The sequence below is a fragment of the Rhodococcus sp. T9N genome (genome assembly GCF_024436645.1).
In the GTDB taxonomy this organism is placed as follows: Bacteria; Actinomycetota; Actinomycetes; order Mycobacteriales; family Mycobacteriaceae; genus Rhodococcus_F; species Rhodococcus_F qingshengii.
This window is the reverse complement of the sequence record NZ_JAMSKS010000034.1, coordinates 1-15,625: the sequence shown is the minus strand read 5'-3', so window position 1 is coordinate 15,625 and position 15,625 is coordinate 1. Positions and strand designations below refer to the sequence as shown.

Genomic DNA, 15,625 nt, shown 5'->3' with positions numbered 1-15,625 from the left:
GGGACCTTCAGTCAGACGATGACCCGTCAGTGACCCACCTCAATGAGCTGACCGACACCGCAGCTGTCGATGCGTGGCGCTCGGTACCCGGTCTGGCTGCCAAATACTGGATCCACGATCGAGGATCCGGACAATGGGGCGCGATACTGATCTGGGATGACGATCGCCCCGCGGGAGCGCTCCCCGCAGGACCGGCCCTCGAACTCCTCGAACGAGAACGCGCGCACCGCAAGGACTTCTCGGTGCATGCCCTCATCGAGCATCGACCCGAAAGTTCTCGGCGGAGCCTCCGATACTGCGTCGTCGACGCATTCGCCAGTACGCCCCTCAGCGGTAATCCGGTAGCCGTGTTCTTCGGCGCCGACTCGCTCTCGGCGGAGACGATGCAGCGAATCGCCGCAGAGTTGAACCTCTCCGAGGTCACCTTCGTCTTGTCGGCTGACTCGGCAGAATCGACTGCGCGGATTCGCATCTTCACTCCCGTCAACGAACTCCCCTTCGCCGGGCACCCCATCCTCGGTACAGCTGCCGCGGTTGCCGCGCAGACAGGTGCGAAGGAACTCGCGTTCGAAACCGCGGTGGGTCTGATTCCGATGACCGCTGAGGCCGTCGACGACCACTTCCGCGTCACGATGGACCAACCGCTGCCGACGTGGTCGCCGATGCCTGACGCCGAGCAGAGATCACTGTTGGCAGCCTTGGGGCTCGACACAAGCGCACTTCCGATCGAGACCTACGACAACGGCCCACGTCACACGATCGTCACCGTCGACAGCATCGAGGCGCTCTCCGCTCTACGCCCGGACCACCGCGCATTGTCCGAGTTCGAGAACATGGCGATCAACTGCATCGCCGAAGACCTCGACGGAGTCTGGCGAAACCGAATGTTCTCTCCCGCGTACGGAGTGGTCGAAGATGCCGCTACCGGGTCAGCCGCCGGCCCGATCGCCATCCACCTCGCGCGTCACGGACGGATCGAATACGACCACGACCTCCGTATCCACCAGGGTGTCGAACTCGGACGACACTCCGTGATGCATGCCCGGGCGAGCCTCGATGCACGCACCCACGATCTCACCTCCGTGCAGGTCGGCGGCAACGCGATCACAATCGCTCACGCAACCTTGTACCTCGGATCCGATCGAGGCACCGATGATGAGTAGCCAATACGAAACCATCACCGGAACCGCTCGTCCGTTCCTGGAATATTCCGATCCACCACCCACGCCACTGGACCTGTTTCAGGCATGGATCGAGCAAGCCGAAATCGCCGGGGTCCGTGAGCCGCTCGCGCTGTCCCTGGCCACCACGGACAGCGCCGGCCGGTGTTCTCAACGCACGGTCGCCGTCACCGACATTTCCGCTAACGGATTGTCCTTCTCGACGCATACGACAAGCAGGAAAGCACGCGAACTGCAGACGAACTCGTGGGCAAGTGGCCTGTTCTACTGGCGCGAACTCGCCCGTCAACTGATCGTCTCCGGTCCCGTACTCAAACTCAACGCTGCGATCGCCGACAAGGTGTGGGACGAGCGCGCCGAACCCCTCAAACCCATGTCGAGGGCCTCGCATCAGAGCCTGCATCTCGGCGATCCCGAAGTACTGCTCGCACGCAGCGACAGCCTCGGCCTACGCACCAATCTCGCCCGCCCTCACCGTTTCGCCGTCTACCAACTCCAGCCGCATCGCGTGGAGTTCTGGGCAGCAGACCAATCGCGCCTACACCGCCGATTGCTCTACGAACGCAGCCCACGTGGGTGGACCGTCGATCGACTTCAGCCCTGAAACGCTTGTCCAACACAAAGGATTGACATGGAACCCGACACGTCACTGGACGCGATCGTCATCGGTGCCGGATTCGCCGGCATCTACGCCCTGCACAAACTTCGCAACGAACTCGGACTCGCAGTGCGATGCTTCGACAAAGCCGACGGTGTCGGCGGCACGTGGCATTGGAATCGGTATCCCGGCGCGAAGTCGGACAGTGAAGGTTTCGTCTACCGGTATTCCTTCGACAAAGAGATGCTTCAGGAATGGTCGTGGACGAACCGCTATCTAGAACAAGCGGAAGTTCTCGAGTATCTCAATGCCGTGGTCGATCGCCACGACCTACGCCGCGATATCCGGCTCGCGACCACCGTCACCTCGGCACGATGGGACGATTCCCTGGCACAGTGGGAAGTGCGCACCGAGTCCTCCGAGGTTTACCGGTGCAAGTACCTGATCACCGCCCTTGGGGTGCTCTCCGAACCCAACGCGCCGGAAATACCTGGTATCGAACAGTTCTCGGGACAGGTAGTGCACACCAGCCGTTGGCCCGACGGACTCGAGGTCGCCGGCCGCAAAGTCGGCGTCATCGGCACCGGCTCCACCGGCACCCAATTCATCTGCACCGCCGCGGAAACCGCTCAGCACTTGACGGTCTTTCAGCGCACCGCGCAGTACAGCATCCCCTCCGGCAACGGACCGATCGACCAGGAATACCTCGACCGGTGCCGCAGCAATTACGACGCCATCTGGGACCAAGTCCGCAATTCGATCGTCGGATGCGGATTCGAAGAAAGCACGGTCCCAGCGACATCGGTGTCGGAAACAGAACGAACCCGTGTGTTCGAGGAAAGCTGGCAACGCGGAAATGCCTTCCACTTCATGTTCGGGACCTTCAACGACATAATCTTCGATCCCGCAGCGAACCTGGCCGCAGCCGATTTCGTTCGGGACAAGATCGCCACAATCGTGGACGACCCCGCCACAGCCCAAATGCTCATGCCCTCCGGGTATTACGCCACTCGGCCCATCGCGAACAAGGGTTACTACGAAACTTTCAACCGGTCGAACGTCTCTCTGGTCAGCATCAAAGACAACCCGATCACCAGGCTGAACGAGAACGCAGTAGTCACCGCCGACGGGACCGAACACGAGATCGATCTGCTCGTACTCGCCACCGGCTTCGACGCCGTCGACGGCGGATACAAGAAAATGCACCTCACCGGGCGCGACGGAACACCGATCAGTGAGCTGTGGAACGAGACCACCGCGGCCTACCTGGGTATCGCCACGCACCAATTCCCCAACATGTTCATGGTCTACGGCCCCAACAGCGTCTTCACGAACCTGCCGCCGGGAATCGAAACCCAGGTCGAATGGATCACCGAACTGATCCGCCAAGCCGAAACCCGCGGCTCCGCCGTCGTCGAAGTCAGCGAAACCGCTGTACGGGCATGGGCGCAACTCTGCGACGACATCGCCAACGCATCACTGTTCCCGAAAGCTCATTCCTGGATATTCGGCGCCAACATTCCAGGAAAAACCAGCCGCGCACTGTTCTATTTCGCCGGCCTGGGCAACTACCGACGCGTCCTCGCGGACGAGTCCGATGCCGACTACCCGAACTTCACCTTTCACAGCGATGACCACACGTCCCTGGAGCGAGAGCATGCCTCAATTCCGCAGTGACCGCCGCGCCTCTAACGACTACGGACTTCTCGTAGCAGCCGCCACCCTCTACAACGACAGCTCCGTCGGCCTGGTCCAACAGCAACTTTCAGAGCACGGTATCCGAAGCACCATCTCCGGTCCCGAACTCTCCGGCCCCGGAATCGCCCGCAAGGTCCTCGTTTTCCCCGAAGACCACCACCGAGCCTTCCGCGTGCTTTGCAACGAAAACGAAGACCTGTAGACGACAGACTTTGACGACCCCACCAAAAGCTCACGTCATCCACCGCATCGGGTCAGCGGATGACGTGAGCCGGGCTCTACGGTGCGACAATGCTGCAATCTTCCCCTAGCTCCCATATGGGAGCTAGGGGCATAGCGCAGCTGATGGGAGCATGTGCTCAGGCTTTCGCTGTAGTCGGTCGAACGGCCCATCACATCCACCCAACACGATGTCCTGGGTGGCTCATCCAGATAGTTCGGCAGTAACCCCGGTGAGCCCTACACGCCGCCAAGCCCAATCCCGGCTCCGCGATGCGACGCGGCCAACACGCGGGGCAAGAGGGTCAGCGCGAGGAGCTGCTCGAACAAGGGGTAGCGGGTGCCCGCCTCCCAATCGCCATATGCCGGCTCCCGCGCGCCGCATGCAATGTCGACGTCGGGGCCGTACAGCTCGGCAGCGTCGAGGGCGCGGGTGATCCGGTACGGGACCAGCGCGCCGGTGATCCACTGTTCGTAGGCCCGATCATGGGCAGCTCGGCGCTGCGCCGCAACGGCAGCCCACTCGGCTCGCTTCCGCAGACGCGCTGCTGCCCGGTCCCCGGCTGCACGGAATCTGGTAGGTGTCGGCATGGTGTGCTCGTCGGTCACAGCGTCTGTGGTTTCCCGTCGGCGCGAGCTGCGTTCTCACCGACAGCGTGGCCGGCAGGGGTTCGGAACACGTCTTCCCCACGAAGTGTGAGAACGGTGATGAGAGCTTCTCGCGGTGTGCAGTCGGGACGCATATGACGCACCTCGATCGCTGCCAACCTTTCCCCGTCGGTGGCCTTGATCTGCGAAATCAGATCCCGCTCGGCATCGGTGAGCTCGAGGACGCCGGAGGGCTGGCGTTGGGCGAGGTAGCTACCGATTCGACCTGCCCATCCCCGACTAATCACTCGGGCTTGCGCGATGCGACGAGGACGCGCGGTCAACTCGCCGCCGCAGTTCGGGCACTCGTTGTCCATCGCCGCTGAGCAGTCGACGCAGAAGGTGCATTCGTAGCTGCATATTGTTGCGGCGGCGGCGTTGTCGAGGGAGGTCCGGCACCTCTCGCACATTGTTTTCATCGCCAACATCGCCGCTCCTGGAGTCGTCTCGCCTTCCGGCACAGTGCATCTGTCCGCGTCAGAGAACCACACCTACCCGGAATCGGCCTACGGGGTCGACCTGCCTTTGGGCAGGAAAATCAGCGGGTCGTCGCTAGGTTCCAAGGCGTAGACCTCGCACTCGTTTGGCGTGGCCGGCGTCATTCCCTCTTCCAGGTACTTCTTCCTCAGCGCCGGTGGGACATTGTCAGTTGTCAGAACAGTGCCTGTATCTCGCGCCATGTCAGCCACGTCGCGACGCAACCGCTCGGCGATGTCGGACTCTGACCGAATCGGCCACCGTCCCAGTCCGTGAATCTGGCGACGGCCGGCATGCTCGGCTTCGATCCGCACCGCCGCGAATGTGCTGCCCTCCCGTCTGAAAGATCATCAGATTTCGGTTGCGGCGATCGACGAACGCGTGGACGAGAACAAGGGCATAGCCGAATACCAAAACCACGGTTATGACCACCGCGACCGCAATACCTGCCGTCGCAATCACCGACCTTTCCCGCGAGAAAGCCGTCAATCGCCACCCCAGGACCACGATCAATACGAGCAGCGAACCCATCAAGAACGCGATGCTGGCTGCTGTCTTCGCTCGCTTTCTGCAATGCTGAGCCCTCTTCGCAGGCTGCTCCCGACTACGGCGGCGAAACGCCTTCACCGTGCCGTACAGCTGCACCAGATCCCACCGCAGCAGGAGCCAACTCTTGGAGCCGTCCGGTTGCTTGTCCAGGTACTCGGCCACGACGGCATCGAAGGTGGTTGTACCTGCGTCTTCCCTGTTCATCGACTCTCCCCCAGCTGTCAGCGTCTGTGTGAGCTGAAGGTACCGATCGACCTGGACAGGGTGGGTTCTCGCGGCACCTTTCGGCGCGGCGGTTGCGGCAAGATGATGGGAACGGTGTTGAACGAGTGATGCGGAGGATGAGTGAGTAACGACTTCTACAGTGCGGCGGATCTGGTCGCTCTGGGCTATGTGTCCGCGCGTCTGACGTCGGTATTCGGTGAACCGGATTCCGTCCACGGGGAGCTGCGTTGGGACGGCGACACCGTTGACGCCGTCGAGCGCGACGTACTCGCTCCTGCTGCTCGGATCATGTTCGATGCCTTCGCTCCGGAGTGGAACACACGGGTCCAGATGAGCGGATCGAACCTCGCCCTCGGGTGGCCGCAGATGGAGCAGATGCTCGCCCGCGTGACGATGCGGGAATCCTGACCACTCTTCGCGAAAGCCCAGGACGTCAGTCAGTGGACCGGTTCGAGCAAACTCGGATCGTTGTTCCTCGGACTATTGACCGCAGTCGAAACCTCGTACGGCTCGAGATGCGGCTCCGGAACGGAATAGATCATGGCCTGCACCTCGCCTTTGTCGGTGAGGTTCGGATCGAGCCAGTGTTCCCAGAACGATTCGGGCAGGATCAGCGGTGATCTGTCGTGTATGTGCCCCGCGCAATCGCTGGCTGGCCGCGTGAGAATGGTGCAGGTCCATACCCACTTGTCCGGATCGTCCTCTGACAGTTCAGGATCGGGCCACAACTCGTAGAGTCGAGCCATCGCGATCACGTCACCTTCGCCGTGAAGAAAATACGGAATCTTCTTTCCCTCTTCGCTTTTCATCCATTCGTAGTAGCCGTTCGCAGGAACGATGGCCCGCCGTTTGGAAGCGCTACTTCTGAATGACGGCTTCTCCGTGACGGTTTCACTGCGGGCGTTGATCAGCTTGGACGCAATTTTTCGATCCTTTGCCCAGGCAGGGAGCAAACCCTTAACCGGACTACGAGCGCTCGTAGTCCGTTAGCGGCGTATCGGTATCGGCAGGCTCGTGTCCTCGATCCTGATGTCGGGGAGCCGAGGTGAGCAAACTCCGGCTGAACTGCCCACCCAAGACGTGCCCCTCTTGTACAAGGTCGTCGAAAATTGAAGGCCTCTAGGTCGTTGTTATCTCCGCGGGAACGGACACCCGCAACTGGTTGGCAATTGGAGTGTAGAGATCGATGTCTTGCTCATCGGTCCGCAATGAAAGCAACAGTGCGTAGCGCACGGGAAAGTTCACGCGGTCGGCACGACGGTTGTTCTTCCACCAGCCCCCGACCGGATAGACCGCAACGGAGTTGCATTGCGCGAGTTCAGTTCCCGTGCCATTCCACTCGTCCTGATGTAGAGACCCGAAGTTGCGTTGGTTGGGTCCGATGAACCAGCGGTCCGTTGTGGTTCCGGTGCGAGGTGAACCGTCCTCACTGAGCTGTGCATCGCGATTGATACGGGCAATGAACTCCGGCTGGGTCTCGACTGGACCTTGGAGATCGAATCGCAGGCTGTGGGAAGGATATGCGTAGCGCTGGCGCCAACCTCGGCGAGATGCGGATGGTTCGATGAAGTACGACAGGCTGATTCGCAACCGTACGCTTTCTGCGCCAAGCTGTTCGAGCACGTCGGACGGCCACGGCAAACTGTGTAGCCGAAACCGCCGCATCCGAAAATCGTCGCCTTCGAAGGGGAGGAACTGGTCCTGGGTGACCAGAGTGACTGCCTGACGTGAAGAGTTCAGCACTGCGCCCTCCGTGGGCACTCCCCACCCGTAGCGGCGCAGGAGTTGAAGACGATCGGTCTTGCGCTGGTCTTGGCGAACCTCTGCTTCCATCGATGGGGTCCATTCGGCGGCGTGGGTGAGTAGTCCGCGGATCGTCTCCGGCCAGTAGTCCGGGTACCGGGCGACTGCCAAGGCCGCGAGGCGGGCAGCTTGAGCGGTAGCGGCGCTGGTGGCGTTTGCCGAGGCTAGAGCAAGATCGTTCGCTGTGCCTGTAGTGCGCAGTGACAACATCGGGTGCTTGTCTTCGAAGGTCCCTGCTCCGTCGGTGAGGACGTTTCCGCCCTCCATGCAGATGTCAGGCTTGATCGGCCAGTTCCGCTGGTTGAACATCACCGACGTCCGACTGTGTGGGGAGAGCCCTCCGCGCTCCGCCATCGGATTCCAACCCCGGTACTGCGGGTCCTCAGGTATGCCGTCCAGATCAGTATGTGCGCCGACGGTGAGGGCGTTCCATGCCTGAGCGGGATCTTCTACTGCTGACGTGTCGGACTCGGTGCGGTGGTCGAGTTGGTAGCTGTCGACATTTCCGGCTGCTACCAGGAAGAGCCGGGAGGAGTCAGGGTCGGGTGCGGACAGTAGCTGCAGTTGGTCCCCGTCGCGGGCGGTGTCGGTTCCGACGGCAAGCGCGTCCACCGCCGCCGACCACAGCGTGGGCTCTCCCGGTTTGTCCGGGCTCGTGCTGAGGGTCAAGCAGAACACACGCTGCCTTGGTGCGGTGATCTCCGGCATCGCGACGGCCTCGACAGTGGCTGTGCCGTAGTCGCGTGGGTTCGTCGCGGCCTCGGACTTCGAGGGCATCATCCGGACCGATTCCAGGCGGAGGCTGAGATGCACTGGCCCAGTGGAGGTGAGGTGCTCTTCGAGGCTGCCGTAGAGCGCGAGACCAGCCATCGTGGTCCCGTGCCCCTCCACATCGCTTCCGGAGATGCCGATGATGGTGTGCAAGTCTGCCACGGCGAGGGAATCTTTTAAGAGCACATGGGCTCGGTTGACGCCGGTGTCGAGGTGGCACACAGCGGGGGCGTGATCGGCTGCGGGTACGAGCCGTTCCGCAAGATCGCGAACGTACTCGTCTTGTTCGGTCGCAGGGAGATCTTCGATAGTGTCGATGAATTCCGGTTTCCGGATCTCGGCCAGGGGGACGCTCGTGACGGGCAGGATCTGGAGTTGCGACCAGGTCGCCTCGACCCACACGACAACTCGGTCACGCAGGGCAACCGACCGGGGCAATGTTCGCAGTTGGTAGGTGGCGAGGAATCCGTTGAAGGTGTCGAGATGCGGCTGGGTGGAATCGAGCCAGAGTTCCCACCAGTGTCGGCCGGAGCGAGGCGGTTCGCCAGCGGAGGTCCACAAGTCGTCCAGGAACGCTTGCCGGATCCGTGCGATGTTCGCCACCAGCGCTTGGTTTACCGGATTTCCGTCCGGCGTCGTCCAATGCTCCTCCACCGCTCTGGTCGAGACCTTCGTAAGATAGTCCTCGAAGATCTTGACGAACTGCGGCCGGTGCGCGTCAGACACCCAGACTGTGGCTCGCTCCGGTTCCGTAGCCGTTGCTTGGTGCACCGACAGGAGGAGCCACTTCGGGCGCTTGGGGGTTTTCCGGTGCCGCGTGAGTTGGCTCAACTGATCCAGCTTCAACGGATACGCCGCGTGCGCACCTTCGAGAACGATCACACTGCCGAGCGCCCGCAGCTCTTCCTCACTGACGCTTAATGTATGGCGTTCGGTGTCGATGTCGGCGAACGCCTTGTCGAGCTCACCTCGGAGTGCCAGGCCATGCGCCCGCCGCTCTACGGGACGGATCTTGACGTCCCCTTGGCCGCCCCGGTGAAAACTTTCGTCAGCGGCCTGTTCGACGACATAGAGATGGTCGAGGTGCCGTGGTTGTTCAGCCAACGCTCGCGGACCGTCGCGCTTTGAGGGTCGCGACGATGTCCTCGCGAGTCACATGCGCGTCACCGCGCATGAGCACCTTTTTCGCGGCGGCCTCGGCTGCTTTGACCAGGTCGGCATGGCTGAGACCTGAGGTGTACTGAGTGAGTTTCGCCAAGCTCAGTCCTGTTGCCAGCGAACCGAGGCGTGCACGGATCACCACGCCGGCCTGACGGGCATCGGGAAGGTCATAGGTGAGGACCGTGTCGAACCGTCGGAACAACGCGCGGTCGAGGATGTCGCGGTGATTAGTTGCGGCGATGACAATCGACTCCGGGCTGGCCTGCTCGAGGAATACGAGGAAAGAATTGAGAATGCGCCGCGCCTCCCCGACATCGTTCCCCGAACGATCGGCACCAAGCGCGTCGAATTCATCGAAGAGGTAGACACCTCGCCGCTCAGCGACTGCGTCGAAGACAAGTCGTAGTTTGCTGCCGGTCTCGCCCATGTACTTGCTCAGAAGGCCGTCCAGCCGGACGGTGAACATCGGCAAGGCCAGCTCGTGAGCCAGTACTGATGCCGTCATCGTCTTACCCGTGCCGGGTGGTCCTTCCAGCAAAAGGCGGTGTATCGGCGCAAACCCGTGTTCCACGAGGTTCTTGCGCTGACGCTGCTCAGCGATCACTTGCTCGATCTGAGAGGTGAGCTCGCCGGGCACGATCAACTCCCGCAGCTCGATCTGAGGATGGGAAGCCTCGACCAATTCGGCCAGGTCGCCGCGCGGCTGCACGAGCTGCGTGACGTTGCTACGGGGAGTGATCTGCCGTGAGGTATCGACGGCCTGCTTAATATCCGCAGCGAGAACGTGGTGCCCACGCTTCGCCTCACGGGCCGCGACCTGCAGAGCAACGGAGTAAAACACCGAGTCGTCGCCGGAGGCATGACTACGGACCATCGCCGTGATGTGTTCACCAAGGCCTGCCATTATTCGCCTCCCGCCTTCGCTGGTATTCGTGCCTTCTCTGGTATTCATTACTGCCGCTCACCGATCCCAGCGAGAGCCACAGGTACGCAATTCTCTCATCGTAGTGACTGACCATTCGCAACCATGGCTCCCCCGCCGTTGCCCACGCAGATCACCGAACGGACTCACCAGTCCCATCGGACGAATCGTGACGCACTGCAGCGTCGGTGACCGAGACGAAAGGATGGTCGGGCACCGGAGGGCGATCCATGCGCTTATAGAACCGCTTCCGTCTCCACCGTTCGTCGCACGCAGAACCAAGACTCGTCAGGGGCCGAAAATCGCAGCCAGGTCCTGGCTTTCGCCGCGGAGCTCGCCAGCAGCGATCGCCTGGTCGGTCGTCAGCATGCTCGATGCAAGGCCAAGTACCACCATCGGTTCTGCTCGAAGGACAGTCTCGGGTTGTACGTCGACTTCGAGCGCGACGCGGGCACCCGTTTCGTCAACGCGAACGGCGAGGTTCATGCCGTCGACCTCGAAGCCGATGGTCGCAGGTACCTCAATTCGCTTGCCCTCCATCAGTGATTCGAGCGCAACCACCAACCAATGAGGTTGGAAACTGTCGCCACGCGGACCTGCAATCATGAGCGGCGTACTCCAGTTCACCAACGCCGTGACAGCACCGCGAAGCTCCCTTCCCCAGGCGGTGAGCGTGTAGGCGATGGCGTTGCTGTCGGTGTCGAGTTGGCGCTGAACTACGCCGGACTGTTCGAGTTCCCTCAGACGCTCGGCCAGCAGGTTGGTGGAGATCCCCGGTAGCCCGGCCTGAAGTTTCCCGTATCGGGCAGGGCCGCCGAGCAGCTCACGCACGATGAGCAGGCTCCACCTGTTGCCTACGACGTCGAGTGCCCGCGCCAACCCGCAGTATTGGCCGTAAGACCGCTTGATTGCCGACTTGTCCTCTTCCGTACTCACCGGTCAGACCTCCGTCCCAATTTCGTCGAAGTCGAGTGCCAACAGCGTCGGCCTGGGGAGAACTCGGCCGCCCGGCCCCCTGGGAAGCACACGGCGCCGGACGGGGAAGACGAGCCCCTCGAACTCTCGGTGGTCATCGCAGTAGATCGAGGCCGCCGCCCAACGGCCAACTGGTTCAGCGACGAAGTCGTGGCGTCGGATCAAGCCAGCAGGGTCGACGTAGAAGGTCTGTCGTCGACAGTGGGTATCGATCTGTTCGGGGAATGTTGCATGGAGCCGCCGCCATGTCTGTCCCGATTCCCGCCATGGTTCACCTTCGGTAACGACGATGTCGGCGCGTCCGAGCAGCAGTGGTGCCGTCAGGTAGTTCCACAAGGCGTATCCGGCGAAGTAAGTGGTGTCGAGTGGATCCCACCGGACGTTGCGGCGGATACCGGTGCGTCCGAAAAATGCTGAACGAGGATCGATTCGGGTGGCAAGTGGTTCTCCGTCGCGGGTTTCGATCCTCACGTCGCCTCCGTCGAACACAGCACGATTGCCGGTTTGTGGGAAATCATGGAGGACGGTGCGCCGCGCGGCGACGTGCACCTCGGCAGTGAAACTGGCCAGCTTGTTGCCGGCGAAGCGAGTGGGCAGCAGACCACCTATTCGTCCCCGAGCTGTAATCGTCGAAACCGACTTCCAACGCTCAGCGCCGCCATGTGCAGCCAGGACGTCGTTGATCAATTCACTCATTCAGCCTCTCCCATCATCTACTTCATGTTTGATTGTGAACTACAGAAGAACAAGTCGATGCGAAAACAGCGAAACAGGAGGATCAGCACATGACGACCACACAGCCTTCGGGCCAACGCCCGGCATGGCTGGACAACGAGTTGTTCCCGTTCGAAAGCCACTTCGTGGAGTTGGACGGAAACGTCGTGCACTACGTCGACGAGGGCTCGGGTCCTACATTGCTGATGCTGACCGGAAATCCGGTCTGGTCCTTCGCCTACCGCGAAGCAATCACCAACCTCCGGGACAGGTTCCGGTGCATCGCCGTGGACTTTCCGGGATTCGGCCTCTCGACCGGTGCACCCGGCTATCAGTACCTAGCCCGCGATCACGCGGACCTGCTCGTGTCCTTCCTCGACCGCTTGAACCTGACGCAACTGACACTGGTCGGCCACAACTGGGGAGGCCCGTTCGGCCTATATGCCGCCCAGCAACGAACGGACAAGTTCGAACGCCTCATCCTCACCAACACCTGGGCATGGCCGTTGAACGGTGACCCGTCCAGCGAACTGTTCTCCCGCGGCGTAGGAAACCCGATCGGACGCGCACTGATCCAACGGTTCAATCTGATGGTCGAGTACTACATTCCCTCAGCACACAAGCGGCGGAAGCTCTCCGACGCCGAAATGGCGCACTACCGCCAGGCAATGCCCACGCCAGCACGCCGCCGCGCCTGCGCAGCCCTTCCCGGAGAACTCGTCGGGGCTCGTAAGTTCTTCACCGATCTGGAGGGCCAACTCAGCGCACTCGAGAAACTGCCCACGCTGCTCGTGTGGGCAGATGCGGACCCAATCTTCACCGACAAATACCGTCAGCGCTTCGAAGAGGCCTTCCCCGACCACACCACGACAATGCTCCCCGGAGTCGGCCACTTCCTACAATCCGACGCACCAGCCGAGTTCAGCAACGCAATCAAGACGTGGTGGGACGAACTGGCCAGTCGCGACAGCACGGCCTCATAGAAGTCGCGGGCGCAATTCACTCGAACGAGAAACTGCTTGCTCCACAATCGCATCCAGGATCGACATCGGGGAATGTGTAGCGACGACTGGCGACGGCCGCACCCTTGCGGACACACGTCACCAACGTGCCACGTCACTGGGGCGGATATCGGCCAGTGACGTCGCGCCGATCGCTCGCTAACCAACGTCACAACTATGCCGTCGGGGGGGTAGATAACTGGCCGGGCCAAGACTGCACAGGTCCATACCCACTTGTTCGGATCGCCCTCGGGCAGTTCAGGGTCGGGCCACAACTCGTAGAGTCCAGCCATTACTTCCAGGTCACCTTCCCCATGAAGAAAGTACGGAATCTTCTTTCCCTCTTCGCTTTTCATCCATTCGCAGTAGCCGTTCGCGGGGATGATGGCGCGCCGCTTGGCGGCGCTACTTCTGAACGACGTTATCTCCGTTATCTACTCTTGGTTACCTTGTCGAGGCATGTTGGTCGGCAGTTGTTCGTGCGACGTTCCTTTTCGTTATCAGGGTCATGGTTGGCACGTTGGTTAGCTTTGTCATGTGGACGTTTTCGTGGCGGAGCGGGCAGTGTCGCCGTCGGATGGTTCACTCCGCTATGTCGTGATCGATCGCACGTACCGCGTGCACACCGAAGCGTCGGCGTATTTAGCTGCGCTGCGCGCATTGGACCGGTCACCGAACACCGAGCGGGTATACGCGAGCCGTATAGCGTTGTTTCTGAGCTACTGCGGGCGATTCGGATTCGATTGGCAGAAAATACAGTTCAGCGACTTGGCGCGCTTTTTGCGGTGGCTGGTCGCTGAGCCGTTGCCGCCGCGCCGACCGAGTTCGCCAACGCGGTTTCGCAGCGCGGGCACAGCGAACGCGGTGATGACGTCGGTGTGCGAGTTCTTACGGTTCGCCGCGGCGCACGGTTGGGTCTCGTCAGAACTGATACCACGGTTGTCACATCGAAAGGACCTGCGATACCTGCCGGGCCACGACAGCGGGGAGATGGGCCAATTCGCCTCCGTCCGGGCGAAGTCGTTGAAGTTGACGGCGCCGGTACCCGAGATCGAGTTCCTGACCGCACGGCAGGTAGACGAGCTGATTGCAGCGGCGGCGCGAACCCGAGACCGGTTTCTGATAACTCTGATGGCTCTCACCGGGATCCGAGTCGGCGAAGCGCTGGGTCTACGCCGTGAGGATCTGCATCTGCTACCTCGTGGCGCTTTGGTCGGATGCTCGACCGACGGCCCGCACATCCATGTGCGCCGACGATGCAATGCCAACGGTGCACTCGCCAAATCCCGGTATCCACGGTCGATTCCGGTAGTGAACGATCTGGTCGGCCTTTACGCCCAGTACCAGCACGAACGGTTCGCAGTCGCGGGCGCGATGGAGTCTGACCTGGTCTTTGTGAACCTCTATCACGAGCCGATCGGCGACGGAATGCGCTACGGCAACGTGCGATCGTTGTTCGCGCGGCTTTCCGCGGCTGCGGGTTTCACAGCGCGCCCGCACATGCTGCGACACACAGCCGCCACCCGATGGATCGAGAATGGTGTGCCCCGCGATGTCGTGCAGGACCTCCTCGGACACGTGTCGTCGGTCTCGATGGATCCGTACCTGCACCCGCCAGAAACGGCCAAACGTGCTGCGGTGGAACGAGTGGCAGCAAGACTGGAGGGATATGACTAGTTCGCAACACTCAGCGTCGATGTTCTCACCGAGTGTCGAGCCCGACTGGATCCGGTGGTTGCGCCGACACACCGACACGAGCTGGCGGCCAGGTGAATGGGACCACGAGCTGTGGTTGTGCACCGCGGACCCTGGCAACCCGCAGAGCACCGTCGACCTCTGCGTGACCCCGGCGTGCACACAAATACTCGGCGACCGCGGTATGATCGCGCGCTGAGCAAGTCAGGTATATCTCGAGACGAGTTCATCGACACCCATGTACCCGACCGGCCGCGCACGAAGTACGGGCAGCGGACAGAACAATGCCGAGTGGAGCGCAACGGTGTACGTTGCGCTCGGCGTTTCGATGTCCGCGGCTTGTGTCGACGTCACCACTCCGAGTGGCGCACACACTCACGACAGAATCCGGCAATCGAACTCGGAAGCTGGGTCACTTGTGTCGCCGAACCATTGGGTCCAGAACAGGAACGTATGTGCCTGGTGTTGGGCTGTCTACTGACACCACGCGGGGCAATTCCGTTGTGCCCGTTGCATTACACCCGCCGCAAGACCAACACGCCTGATACTCCGGTCACCACAAACCGGGGACGTGCCATCACCCCAGTTCAACGCCACAAAACGAGCACTCAGGCACGCCCAGGTCCGATACGCGGTCACCGTGAAGGTAAGGCCCGCCGCTCCCGATACGCCAGCACCGCCATCACCCCCACAATCACAACGGTCTCCACCCACAGAAGCCGCAACGGCACAAACCGATCAGAGAACACCACGAAGGCGCAGGTAACCAGCGTGAGAACACACCCCCCCAAAAACGACACGAAGCACCCACCGCAGCCCCACGCTCGTCATGAGACGTCACATAGGTACACGAGAGGAACCTCGGCGGCACAGCCTGACAAAGACACTCACCATCGCGGCCAGCACGACCGTGTGTCGACGACGGCTTAAGAATGGTTCTGGCCCACTTTCCGTGATCGATTTTGAAAGTATCAGTCACTGAGGAGTA

15 protein-coding genes and 2 pseudogenes are annotated in these 15,625 nt (G+C 61.5%); 7 read left to right on the top strand and 10 right to left on the bottom strand.

Annotation, left to right across the window (positions count from 1 at the left end):
• Positions 1 to 29: 29 nt before the first annotated feature.
• The 4 genes from M1L53_RS31575 to M1L53_RS31560 are packed head-to-tail and all read left to right on the top strand — an operon-like array spanning position 30 to position 3,679.
• On the top strand, positions 30 to 1,163 hold the full coding sequence (locus tag M1L53_RS31575) for a PhzF family phenazine biosynthesis protein (RefSeq protein WP_315974187.1): 1,134 nt from the start codon (positions 30 to 32) through the stop codon (positions 1,161 to 1,163).
• Positions 1,156 to 1,785 carry a pyridoxal 5'-phosphate synthase gene (locus tag M1L53_RS31570; RefSeq protein WP_261949440.1) on the top strand — a complete coding sequence of 210 codons (630 nt, stop codon included), beginning with the start codon at positions 1,156 to 1,158 and terminating at the stop codon, positions 1,783 to 1,785. Before M1L53_RS31575 ends, M1L53_RS31570 begins: the two co-directional genes overlap by 8 nt.
• Positions 1,786 to 1,812: 27 nt before the next feature.
• Positions 1,813 to 3,456 carry an NAD(P)/FAD-dependent oxidoreductase gene (locus M1L53_RS31565; RefSeq protein ID WP_261949439.1) on the top strand — a complete coding sequence of 548 codons (1,644 nt, stop codon included), beginning with the start codon at positions 1,813 to 1,815 and terminating at the stop codon, positions 3,454 to 3,456.
• The gene (locus tag M1L53_RS31560; protein ID WP_261949438.1) at positions 3,437 to 3,679 is read left to right on the top strand and encodes a hypothetical protein; all 243 of its coding nucleotides are present in this window, start codon (positions 3,437 to 3,439) and stop codon (positions 3,677 to 3,679) included. The genes M1L53_RS31565 and M1L53_RS31560 overlap by 20 nt, the downstream gene beginning before the upstream one ends.
• Positions 3,680 to 3,936: 257 nt before the next feature.
• On the opposite strand, the gene M1L53_RS31555 is transcribed toward M1L53_RS31560, so the two are convergent.
• The 3 genes from M1L53_RS31555 to M1L53_RS31545 form a co-directional block, all read right to left on the bottom strand.
• Positions 3,937 to 4,287 (bottom strand): hypothetical protein, encoded by a 351-nt coding sequence (locus M1L53_RS31555; protein ID WP_261949437.1) that lies wholly within the window; start codon positions 4,285 to 4,287, stop codon positions 3,937 to 3,939.
• 14 nt (positions 4,288 to 4,301) lie between these two features.
• A complete protein-coding gene (locus tag M1L53_RS31550) occupies positions 4,302 to 4,763 on the bottom strand; it encodes a DUF1272 domain-containing protein (protein ID WP_261949436.1) in 462 nt (153 codons plus the stop codon).
• A 262-nt stretch (positions 4,764 to 5,025) separates the two neighbouring features.
• Entirely contained in the window at positions 5,026 to 5,574 is a 549-nt protein-coding gene (locus M1L53_RS31545) for a hypothetical protein (protein ID WP_261949435.1), read from the bottom strand.
• Positions 5,575 to 5,715: 141 nt separating this feature from the next.
• On the opposite strand from M1L53_RS31545, the gene M1L53_RS31540 reads away from it, so the two are divergent.
• Positions 5,716 to 6,003 carry a hypothetical protein gene (locus M1L53_RS31540; protein ID WP_261949434.1) on the top strand — a complete coding sequence of 96 codons (288 nt, stop codon included), beginning with the start codon at positions 5,716 to 5,718 and terminating at the stop codon, positions 6,001 to 6,003.
• A 29-nt stretch (positions 6,004 to 6,032) separates the two neighbouring features.
• Here M1L53_RS31540 and M1L53_RS31535 read toward each other — a convergent pair.
• The 5 genes and pseudogenes from M1L53_RS31535 to M1L53_RS31515 form a co-directional block, all read right to left on the bottom strand.
• Positions 6,033 to 6,551 (bottom strand): annotated as a pseudogene (locus M1L53_RS31535) (SOS response-associated peptidase); the annotation flags it as partial.
• A gap of 163 nt (positions 6,552 to 6,714) precedes the next feature.
• Positions 6,715 to 9,273, bottom strand: a complete 2,559-nt coding sequence (locus M1L53_RS31530; RefSeq protein ID WP_261949433.1) for a S8 family peptidase — start codon at positions 9,271 to 9,273, stop codon at positions 6,715 to 6,717.
• Positions 9,266 to 10,234: an AAA family ATPase gene (locus M1L53_RS31525; RefSeq protein ID WP_076949338.1), complete on the bottom strand. Its 969-nt coding sequence runs from the start codon at positions 10,232 to 10,234 to the stop codon at positions 9,266 to 9,268. Before M1L53_RS31525 ends, M1L53_RS31530 begins: the two co-directional genes overlap by 8 nt.
• 306 nt (positions 10,235 to 10,540) lie before the next feature.
• Entirely contained in the window at positions 10,541 to 11,188 is a 648-nt protein-coding gene (locus M1L53_RS31520; protein WP_261949432.1) for a helix-turn-helix domain-containing protein, read from the bottom strand.
• 3 nt (positions 11,189 to 11,191) lie between these two features.
• Positions 11,192 to 11,923, bottom strand: a complete 732-nt coding sequence (locus M1L53_RS31515; RefSeq protein WP_261949431.1) for a hypothetical protein — start codon at positions 11,921 to 11,923, stop codon at positions 11,192 to 11,194.
• 89 nt (positions 11,924 to 12,012) lie between these two features.
• Here M1L53_RS31515 and M1L53_RS31510 point away from each other — a divergent pair, with 89 nt between their 5' ends.
• Positions 12,013 to 12,924: an alpha/beta fold hydrolase gene (locus M1L53_RS31510; protein WP_261949430.1), complete on the top strand. Its 912-nt coding sequence runs from the start codon at positions 12,013 to 12,015 to the stop codon at positions 12,922 to 12,924.
• Between the two features lie 236 nt (positions 12,925 to 13,160).
• Here the strand turns inward: M1L53_RS31510 and M1L53_RS31505 are convergent.
• Positions 13,161 to 13,367: pseudogene (locus M1L53_RS31505) on the bottom strand (SOS response-associated peptidase family protein); the annotation flags it as partial.
• 112 nt (positions 13,368 to 13,479) lie between these two features.
• Between M1L53_RS31505 and M1L53_RS31500 the strand changes: the two are divergent.
• Complete coding sequence (locus M1L53_RS31500) at positions 13,480 to 14,619, top strand: tyrosine-type recombinase/integrase (RefSeq protein ID WP_261949429.1); 1,140 nt, start codon at positions 13,480 to 13,482, stop codon at positions 14,617 to 14,619.
• Between the two features lie 222 nt (positions 14,620 to 14,841).
• Here the strand turns inward: M1L53_RS31500 and M1L53_RS31495 are convergent, their stop codons facing one another.
• Positions 14,842 to 14,991: a hypothetical protein gene (locus tag M1L53_RS31495; protein WP_261949428.1), complete on the bottom strand. Its 150-nt coding sequence runs from the start codon at positions 14,989 to 14,991 to the stop codon at positions 14,842 to 14,844.
• Between the last annotated feature and the right edge of the window lie 634 nt (positions 14,992 to 15,625).